This is a genomic window from Ruegeria sp. BHSA123, from assembly GCF_059613425.1.
In genome coordinates, this window is sequence record NZ_JBXWSL010000085.1 from 1 (window position 1) to 9,231 (window position 9,231).

At 57.2% G+C, this 9,231-nt stretch carries 11 protein-coding genes and 1 pseudogene; 4 read left to right on the forward strand and 8 right to left on the reverse strand.

What is annotated here, in order from left to right; all coding sequences use genetic code 11:
• From AC2FNC_RS18810 to hpaR, 8 genes are all read right to left on the reverse strand, one after another.
• On the reverse strand, positions 1 to 263 hold a 263-nt coding region (locus AC2FNC_RS18810; RefSeq protein WP_496716252.1), incomplete at its 3' end, for an FAD-dependent oxidoreductase.
• A 66-nt stretch (positions 264 to 329) separates the two neighbouring features.
• Entirely contained in the window at positions 330 to 1,262 is a 933-nt protein-coding gene (locus AC2FNC_RS18815) for a 4-hydroxyproline epimerase (protein ID WP_480478140.1), read from the reverse strand.
• Complete coding sequence (locus AC2FNC_RS18820; protein WP_480478142.1) at positions 1,253 to 2,212, reverse strand: dihydrodipicolinate synthase family protein; 960 nt, start codon at positions 2,210 to 2,212, stop codon at positions 1,253 to 1,255. The genes AC2FNC_RS18815 and AC2FNC_RS18820 overlap by 10 nt, the downstream gene beginning before the upstream one ends.
• 37 nt (positions 2,213 to 2,249) lie before the next feature.
• The gene (locus AC2FNC_RS18825; protein WP_496716253.1) at positions 2,250 to 2,972 is read right to left on the reverse strand and encodes an amino acid ABC transporter ATP-binding protein; all 723 of its coding nucleotides are present in this window, start codon (positions 2,970 to 2,972) and stop codon (positions 2,250 to 2,252) included.
• Positions 2,969 to 3,631: an amino acid ABC transporter permease gene (locus AC2FNC_RS18830; protein WP_480520577.1), complete on the reverse strand. Its 663-nt coding sequence runs from the start codon at positions 3,629 to 3,631 to the stop codon at positions 2,969 to 2,971. Before AC2FNC_RS18830 ends, AC2FNC_RS18825 begins: the two co-directional genes overlap by 4 nt.
• A gap of 11 nt (positions 3,632 to 3,642) precedes the next feature.
• Positions 3,643 to 4,305, reverse strand: a complete 663-nt coding sequence (locus AC2FNC_RS18835; RefSeq protein ID WP_496716254.1) for an amino acid ABC transporter permease — start codon at positions 4,303 to 4,305, stop codon at positions 3,643 to 3,645.
• 72 nt (positions 4,306 to 4,377) lie between these two features.
• A complete protein-coding gene (locus tag AC2FNC_RS18840; RefSeq protein WP_496716256.1) occupies positions 4,378 to 5,178 on the reverse strand; it encodes a transporter substrate-binding domain-containing protein in 801 nt (266 codons plus the stop codon).
• A gap of 384 nt (positions 5,179 to 5,562) precedes the next feature.
• Positions 5,563 to 6,003, reverse strand: a complete 441-nt coding sequence (gene hpaR, locus AC2FNC_RS18845) for a homoprotocatechuate degradation operon regulator HpaR (RefSeq protein WP_480521553.1) — start codon at positions 6,001 to 6,003, stop codon at positions 5,563 to 5,565.
• 107 nt (positions 6,004 to 6,110) lie between these two features.
• On the opposite strand from hpaR, the gene AC2FNC_RS18850 reads away from it, so the two are divergent.
• From AC2FNC_RS18850 to AC2FNC_RS18865, 4 genes and pseudogenes are all read left to right on the forward strand, one after another.
• Positions 6,111 to 6,509 carry a 5-carboxymethyl-2-hydroxymuconate Delta-isomerase gene (locus AC2FNC_RS18850; RefSeq protein WP_267365252.1) on the forward strand — a complete coding sequence of 133 codons (399 nt, stop codon included), beginning with the start codon at positions 6,111 to 6,113 and terminating at the stop codon, positions 6,507 to 6,509.
• Positions 6,510 to 6,512: 3 nt separating this feature from the next.
• Positions 6,513 to 8,021 (forward strand): 5-carboxymethyl-2-hydroxymuconate semialdehyde dehydrogenase, encoded by a 1,509-nt coding sequence (gene hpaE, locus AC2FNC_RS18855; RefSeq protein ID WP_480555179.1) that lies wholly within the window; start codon positions 6,513 to 6,515, stop codon positions 8,019 to 8,021.
• A gap of 54 nt (positions 8,022 to 8,075) precedes the next feature.
• On the forward strand, positions 8,076 to 8,918 hold the full coding sequence (hpaD, locus tag AC2FNC_RS18860; RefSeq protein ID WP_496716259.1) for a 3,4-dihydroxyphenylacetate 2,3-dioxygenase: 843 nt from the start codon (positions 8,076 to 8,078) through the stop codon (positions 8,916 to 8,918).
• Positions 8,919 to 9,040: 122 nt separating this feature from the next.
• A pseudogene (locus tag AC2FNC_RS18865) lies at positions 9,041 to 9,231 on the forward strand (aspartate aminotransferase family protein); the annotation flags it as partial.

Genomic DNA, 9,231 nt, shown 5'->3' on the forward strand with positions numbered 1-9,231 from the left:
AGCGCATAAGCGGGTGGAATCGACAAAGGCCCCAGCGGATCAAGCAGCCATTTTGGTGCTTTGCGCATGATCCCTGGGGTTGCAAGCGGCACGATATCTGTAAAGGCAAAGGCCCCGGCATTGCCCTTTGACGCTCCGGCTGCAACGCCTTCACGGTCCAGCACCAGCACCTGCCTTCCACGCTTTTGCAATTCCAGCGCAGCGCTGATGCCAATGATGCCAGCACCGATCACAACTATGTCCGTTTTGGTGTCATGCTGCATGGTTACAGGTTCTCAAATCGTGGTGCGGGGTCGGGGACCGGACAGTGTCTGTCCCCGGACTTGATTTCAAAGCGCGATACCATCACGGAACGGATCATTCGGCGCGAAAACCAACCTGCCTTCCGACATGATATGCGCCTGCCCGGTTAGGGTGGGAATGACACCCCCGTTTGGGCCGGGTTGGTAGCTCAGCACATAGGGGCTGCCGATCACGCTTTCCTGCACAATCTCTTCCCCGGCGGCCAGCGCCCCGTTTTCCGCCAGACAGGCGAGGCGCGCCGAACTGCCCGTACCGCAGGGCGACCGGTCATATTGATTGTCCGGGCACAGTACAAAGTTGCGGCTGTGAACATCCTTGTTGGGGGATTGATCCTGTAGGATCACGTGATCGACCAGTTCTCCGTTTTCACCACGCACGCCCTGTGCGATGCAGGCTTCACGTATGGCGATGGTCAGATCTGTCAACGCACGAAAATTTCCCGGATTCACCGGGATCGGGCTGGGATCAACAATGAAGAACCAATTTCCGCCATAGGCAAGATCGCCGGTTATCGACCCATGGCTGCCGACCTCAATTTGCACAGCTGCCCGCACGCGGCGGCTCTCGACATTTGTGACGCGCACGGTATTGGCGTCCAGCAACTCCACCGAGATGACCCCGACCGGGGTTTCCACCCGGTGCGTGCCCGGCCGGATCCGACCCATATGGGCCAGAGTGACACCCAAACCGATGGTGCCATGCCCGCACATGCCCAGAACGGCATCCGCATCGAAATAGATCACGCCGGTCTCGCATCTTGAATCTTCGGGCGCGACCAGAAGCGCGCCCACCATTCCGGGCTGTCCGCGCGGTTCCAGTAAGATGGATTTGTAGAACACCTCATGCTCGGTGGCCAAGCGTCGTGCACGCTCGGCCAGTGGGCCGGACCCCAGATCGGGGCCACCGTCGAGGATTACCCGCGTAGGCATTCCCCCGGTGTGACTGTCAATCACATGCATTCAGCAATGACCCCGCCCTGGTCGGACCAATCAGTAAACCAAGTGCGGAACAGGTCGTATTGCTGTTCGCAATAGTTGCGCTGGGCATCCGTCAACTCGTCGGTTTCGTTGAAGTGCAAGCGGTACTCTTCTTCGCCGTTCAGGACCAGCAGGTGTTTGTAATACAGTACCAGATCGGTGCCTTCGTCAAAGCTGGCCAGCACGCCAAAGGCTTCTTCCAGTTCCCGCGCGCGAAGGCGGGCTTCGGCATGACCGGCTGCCGCTTTCTGACACAGGGCCGCCAGCAGAAGTGCCTCTTTTGGCAGGGCAGTGCCAATCCCTGTGATCGAGCCGGTGGCGCCGCAATTGACGAAGCCATGGTAGACTTCGGTGTCTACACCAACCATCAGTGTGACCTGATCATCTTTCGAGGTAATGTGTTCCGCCGCATAGCGCAGATCGCTTTTGCCACCGAATTCCTTGAACCCAACCAGGTTGGGATGATCTGCGCGCAGTTCCAGGAACAGATCGGCGCGCGTCGCAAAGCCGTAAACCGGGCTGTTATAGATGATTGCCGGAATATCAGGTGCAGCCGACAGGATCGCTTTGAAATGGTTGCGCTGCGCCGCGATGGACGATCCACGCGACAATACACGCGGGATCACCATAAGCCCTGCCGCACCAACTTTTTGCGCATGTGCGGCAAGCGCTACGGCGGATTTCGAATTTATCGCACCGGTGCCGACGACAACGGGCAGTCCGGCTGCGATCAGACGTTCGACACCTTCCATCCGTTCGGCATCCGACAAGAGAGGCCAATCGCCCATCGAGCCGCAATAGACCACGGCGGACATGCCTGCTTCGATCATTTCCTTGCCCTTTTTCACCAGCGCGTCGAAATCCGGTGTCCGGTCCGGCTTGCAGGGGGTCATCAGGGCTGGCATGGTGCCGGTGAAGATATTCTGGGACATGAAGGTAACCTTCCTAATTGTATTGGGGCGGGGGCTTTTATCGCACATTCGACAGGAATTTGCGGGTATGTTCGGATTGGGCTTCGCTAAAAATCTGCGCGGGCGGACCGATCTCTTCCATCACGCCCTGATGAAAAAAAGCAACCCGGTCTGATACATCACGAGCGAAACCCATCTCATGCGTGACACAAATCATCGTCATCCCTTCTTCGGCCAATAACCGCATCGTGTCGAGAACCTCGCCCACCAGTTCAGGATCCAGCGCCGAGGTTGCTTCGTCAAACAGCATGTATTCCGGCTCCATCGCCAGCGCGCGGGCAATGGCAAGTCGCTGCTGCTGACCGCCCGATAAGGCCGAGGGAAAGACGTTCAGCTTCTCGCCCAACCCTACATGGGTCAACTGCTTTGCGGCAATGTCACACGCCTCGTCCCTCGACTTGCCTTTGACAATCTTCGGGGCCAACGCAACGTTTTCCAGTGCTGTCAGGTGCGGAAAGCTGTTCCATTGCTGGAACACCATCCCCAGCTTTGTGCGCAGCTTGTTGATGTCGGTGCCTTTAGCATGAACATCAATGCCATCAACCCTGACCGATCCTTGCTGGATCGGTTCCAGCCCGTTGATGCAATAGAGAAGGGTCGATTTACCGGAGCCTGACGCACCGATCACCGACAGAACTTCTCCTTTCTGCACATCCAGATCGATGCCTTTCAGCACATGCAGCGATCCGAAATATTTGTGCAGGTCGCGAATTTCGATCATTGGGCCCACCTTTTTTCTAGTGACGCGGAATACCGCGAAATCGGATAGCTGAGCGCGAAATAGAACGCGCCAGCGATTGTCAGGATCAGGAACGGTTCCTGCGTGCGGGTGATCAGGATCTGGCTGGCCTTGAGCAGCTCGACATAGCCCAGAACTGAGACCAGTGCGCTGTCTTTCATCACACCCAACGCGACCCCGACCCATGCCGGGAACACCGCGCGCCCACCGATCGGGAAGACGACATAGCGCAGATCCTGCCAATAGGTCATGCCCAGACTGCGCGCCGCGCGGCGCATCGGATCGCCGACGGCCTCAATCCCGCCGCGCGCCACATTCGCAACCAGTGCTGCTGTGTAGATGGATAGGATCACCACGCCCGAGGCGAACGGGTCCAGATTGAGTCCGACAATAGGTGCAAAGTTGTAAAACAGCACCAGTTGGATGATCAGAGGGACCGAACGGAAGATATCCAAAACCGGAGCCAACGTCAGGGTCGCTGCCAGTTTGCCCTCGTACAGAAGCCAACCGCACACCACGCCAAAAACCGTTCCAATGGAAATCGAAAGCATTGAGATCCAGAGCGTTCGCAGCGCGGCTTCGCCCAGAAACCACAGATCGTTGATGTTGAAGCCGCTGAAAAAGCTGACAGTGGGTTGCATCTGTGCCTCCTTCAGTAGCGGAAAAGCCGGGACGCCAGCAGGCGCGAGGCAAAAAGGATGATTTTGACGATCACGTAGTAGATGACCGCGGTGACGGCGAAATATTCAAAGATTCGGAAAGTGCGCGAGGCAAAGAACTGCGTCTCGCCCGACAGTTCCCGGAAGCCGACCAGCATACCCAGTGACGACATCAAAACAGCCCAGACCATCTGGTTCGTGATCGGATGATAGACAATGCGAAACACCTGCGGGATCACGACGCGTGTGTAAGCCTGCCACGCGTTCATGCCCAGCGATCGCGACGCACGTAACTGTGTCTCGGGGACGGCCTGAAAGCCGCCACGGAAGTTTTCAGCCAGATAACCGGCGCAATTGAATGTCAGTCCGGCCAGCACGATGAAGTACGGCGACAGATGCAGGCCAAAGGCACCAAGCCCGAAGCCGAAAAAGAACAGCTGGAACAGTGCCGGAGTATTGCGCGCCAGTTCGACCCAGGCTGAGGCGAACCAGTAAGGCAGTCCTTTCAGGTGCAGCCGCGTCAGTGCCAGACAAAGCCCGATGATGATGCCAAGGACCATTGCCAGCACGGCAACCTGTATCGTCAGCAGCGATGCTTCAAGCAGGTCTGGCAGGCTTTTCATCACCGGCCGCCAATGGAAGTTATAGTCGAACACGGGTGTTCCTCGCGCAATTTACCAGTCCTTTCGCCCGAAGAGAACCGGGCGAAAGGTTGGTACGGTAAAGGATCAGTACATTACGCCGGGAATGCGAAGTTCGGGGGCTTCGCCACCGACATAATTTCCCCAATGCTCCTGATAGCGGCCCGAACGCACCTGGTGGGTCACGAACAGGTTCAGGAAGTTCAGCCAGGTGACATCTTCGCGCTTGCCGACAACCGAAGTGTAGTCGGTGGTCCATGGCATGCGAGGACCGGCAACAACAGTGTCATATTGCTGGGTAATCGGCAGCACGGCAGTGTTTGTGGTAATGCCGATATCGGCCTTGCCCTGAGCCACCGCCAGGAACACTTCATTCTCGGATTGATAGCCCTGATAATTGCCTTCTTCACCCCATTCGGCGGCGATCTTCAGCCATTCCTGCTCGGGCACGGTGCCGATCGCGGCAGCCACGCGCTTGCCACGGATATCCTCGAAGGTTTCAATGCCACTTTCGGCATTCACCACACCCTGCGCATAATAGATGGCGTAAGGAATGGTAAAGCCCACCGTCCGCGCCCGTTCAAGGCTGTCCGAGGTTGCTCCGAACACAACGTCTGCGCGTCCGGTGACGATCACTGGCAGGCGTTCCGCCCAGGTCAGCGGCAGGATTTCGGCCTCAACTTCAAGAGCGGCGGCCAGATCATTGCAGTATTCGACATCAAAGCCTGCCGGTTCGTTATTCGCGTCGCGATACCCAATTGGCGGAAAATCCAACACAACACCGCAGCGCAATGTCCCGCGATCTACGACATCGTCCAGCGTGTCCGCCATCGCATGAACCGTGGTGATGGTGGTGAGGGCCGCCAGTGCGGCGAGTTTCTTGAGCATGTGATCCTCCCTGAATCAATCGATACGCGCAGCTATAGAGGATATTGTATCCAACATCCAGTATTTTGTTGAGCAGGGAAAGCCTGCTTTCAAAGGGTGTCATGGCTCTTGGGTGCGATTGAAATGACTGACTTGGCCCGCGTGGAAGGCCGTCATTCGACGGTGGCCAAATGGAATTGGCACCAGGTATTACTGAGTTGGAGGTTTTGGCCGAAAGTGGTCCGTCGTCAAACGTGAAGGTGCATTGTGCTCAGAAGCCGGGGTGCTTTCAGCTTGAGACGGAAAACGTTTTGTGATGGGAGTGTGTGACGCCTAGGCAACTCCAACCTGCGTCTCTTAAAGAAAACCGGCAATGCTGGCCCGCGCGACCAAATGTGCGTTCGGTCAGACTTTGACGGCTTGGAGTTCTTCGAGCAGGTCGAGGAGTTGATTGAGTTTTTCTTGTCCCATTTGTTTTTCGATACTTTGGTAGATCTGCAGAGAGGTTCCGAGGTTTTCGGCGAGGATGTTTCGTCCTTCGTTTGTGATCTTCACCATTGTGCGTCGTTTGTCATGGCTGTCCTGGCGGCGTGATATTTGGCCTTCGGCTTCCATCGTGCGCAGGATGCGGGTGAGGCTTGGCAACAACAGGCAGGCCTCTTTGGCGATTGAGCTTTGCTCCACTTCACCCAGCTCGTCCAGCACGCGCAGGATGCGCCATTTCTGCTCGGTCAGTTGTATCCCCTGCAGCATGTCCCGGATGGGGGCCATGACGGTTTCGCGTGCGCGCAGCAAGGCAATCGGTAGGGCGCGCGAGGTGTTCTTGGTGTGGCTTTGTTCACTCATGGCAGTCTTGTAATTCGCGGAGTCAAAAGATGCAAAGATTAACAAAGCAAGTTCTTGACAGTGGGGGTTCCAATTTACTAAACATGTTTACCATTTGAGGGGAGCACATGCCACATTTTCACGTCGAATATTCCGGCAATCTGGAAGACAGGATCGATATGAGTGGCTTGTGCGAATGCATCCGGGCCACGGCTGCCGGGATCAAGACATTCCCCCTGCCCGGTATTCGTGTCCGGGCCACGCGGGTCGATCACTATGCCATCGCGGACGGCAATCCGGCGCATGGGTTTATCGATATCTCGATCCGCCTGCGCGCTGGCCGGGCTGCGGATGTCAAACGGGACGCCACGCAGCGCATTTTCGAGGCGGTTGAGGCCTATCTGTCCCCCGCCTTCGCCGGACATTCCATCGCGCTCTCGCTTGAGATGCGTGACATTGACCCAGACCTTTCGCCCAAGACCGGCACGATCCGGGACCATTTGGGCGCGACCAACCAGGAGACCTGATCCATGAGCGCACTGGATACGAACATCGAGAAGCTGGCGGGCTTTCTGGCGCGGTTTAAGGAGACCGGCATCAAGAACCGGATCGCGGGCGAAGATCGCGACGGTTCCGCAGGGGTGTTCCAATCCACATCTCCGGTTGACAGGTCGGTGATCTGCGATGTCGCCCATGGCACTGCCGATGATATCGACGCTGCCGCCAATGCCGCTCATGTCGCATTTGCCGATTGGCGCGACATGCCTGCCACCGAGCGGCGCCGCATCTTGCTGAACGTTGCCGATGCGATCGAGGCCCGTGCCGAGGAAATTGCGCTGTGTGAATGCTGGGACACAGGCCAGACCCTGCGCTTTATGTCCAAGGCCGCGCTGCGGGGGGCCGAGAACTTCCGGTATTTCGCGGATCAGGTGATACAGGCGCGGGACGGTCAGCATCTTAAGTCGCAGACCCTGATGAACATCACCACGCGCGTTCCGATTGGTCCGGTGGGGGTGATCACGCCGTGGAACACGCCGTTCATGCTGTCGACATGGAAGATCGCGCCTGCTTTGGCTGCCGGATGCACCGTGGTTCACAAACCGGCCGAAGATTCTCCGCTGTCCGCTCGCCTGTTGGTGGAGATCGCCGAAGAGGCCGGGCTGCCCAAGGGGGTGCTGAACACCGTGAACGGGTTCGGCCCCGATGCGGGTAAAGCGTTGACGGAACATCCGTTGATCAAGGCGATTGCCTTTGTCGGTGAAAGCCGCACCGGCAGCAGCATCACCAAACAAGGTGCCGATACGCTCAAGCGGATGCATCTGGAGCTGGGCGGCAAGAACCCGGTTGTCGTGTTCGACGACGCCGATCTCGACCGGGCGCTGGATGCGGTGATCTTCATGATCTACTCGATCAATGGCGAGCGCTGCACGTCATCCTCGCGCCTGCTGGTGCAGGACACCATCAAGGAGGCGTTCGAGGCCAGGCTGATCGAACGGGTCAACACCATCAAGGTCGGCCATCCGCTGGATCCTGCGACCGAGATCGGGCCACTGGTGACCGAGGAGCACTATAACAAGGTGACCTCCTATTTTGACATCGCCAAAGAAGACGGTGCGACTGTCGCCGCCGGAGGTGCCAAGGTCGGCGACACAGGGTATTTCATTCGCCCAACCCTGTTTACCGATGCCAATAACCAGATGCGTATCGCGCGCGAAGAGATATTCGGCCCGGTTCTGACCTCGATCCCGTTCTCGACCGAGGACGAGGCGCTGCAGATCGCCAACGACACACCATACGGTCTGACCGGCTATGTCTGGACCAATGACCTGACCCGCGCCTTGCGGTTCACCGACAAGCTTGAAGCCGGGATGATCTGGGTGAACTCGGAAAACGTCCGCCACCTGCCCACCCCGTTCGGCGGCGTCAAGGCATCCGGTATCGGCCGCGACGGCGGCGACTGGAGTTTCGAGTTCTACATGGAACAAAAACACGTCGGCTTCGCAACAGGAAAACACAATATCATGCAGCTGGGGAAGTGAACTCGGGCAATGGCTCTGGTACACAAACGTCGGTAAACGCGAGGAGGAACTGTCATGGGAAAGATCGTACAAGCCGCGAAGATTACGCATGTGCCAAGTATCTGGATGTCCCATACGATGCCAAAATACAAAGGCATCCGGCAGTCTGCCATTGATGGTTATGCGCGCCTGCGCCAGCACGCGATAGATCGCGGGGTCGAGACGTTCCTTGTGTTCGACACTCATTGGATCACCAATCAGGGGTTTCACCTGAATACCAAAGAGCACCATAAAGGCCGCTTCATTAGCCACGAACTGCCACATATGCTGGCGGATATGGAGTTTGATTATCGCGGGGATCACGCGTTGGGGGAAACCATCCTTGATGTTCTGCGCGAGCGCGGTGAGCGGGCACTTGGCCATTCGCACCCCGATATGGGCATGGAATATGGCACCCTTCTGCCTATGCATTTCATCAACGAAGGGGTGAATGCCCGCGTTTTGCCTGTTGCAGTCAACCAGTTCTCGTCGATCCAGGAAAACCGCATCTGGGGTGAGGCCATTGCCGAAGGTATCCGACGTTCCGACCGGAAGGTTTCCGTAATGGCATCCGGCTCACTCAGCCATGACTTTACGCCCAATGAACGCTCGGTCGAAGGGTTGAATGCGGTAAACGGCGAGTTCAACCGCCAGATGGATATGCACGTGCTGGAGATGTGGGAACAGGGACGGTTTGAAGAGTTTCTTGAGATGCTTCCAGACTATGCAAAGAAATGTACAGGCGAATGCGCCATGAATGACACTGCTTTGCTGTTCGGAGCTCTGGGCTGGGGCAGCTACAAGGGTGAGATCGACATCTACACCCCCTACTTCGGCAGCTCTGGCACAGGTCAGGCGAATGTCAGTTTTTCGGTCTGAAGGCAGAACCCGGGACCTTTTCAATTGAAAAACGAACTCCTGTTCGGCTTTAGTCCACGAGCCGAACAGGTAAGGTCGGGGACTGGACGAATTGGTGCTCAGTTACAAAAGAAGGCTTGCGCATGGATTGGGACACGTTTTCGCATTGGGGTCAGCACATTTCGAAATGGGCGGCCGACTATCACAGAACTCTTGCCGGGCGCCCTGTTCGCGCACAGACCACACAAGGAGAAATCGCGGCCCAGCTAAAGGTATCGCCCCCCGATAGTGGCGAGCCGATGGAAGCCATCATGGCCGATTTCGAACAGATCGT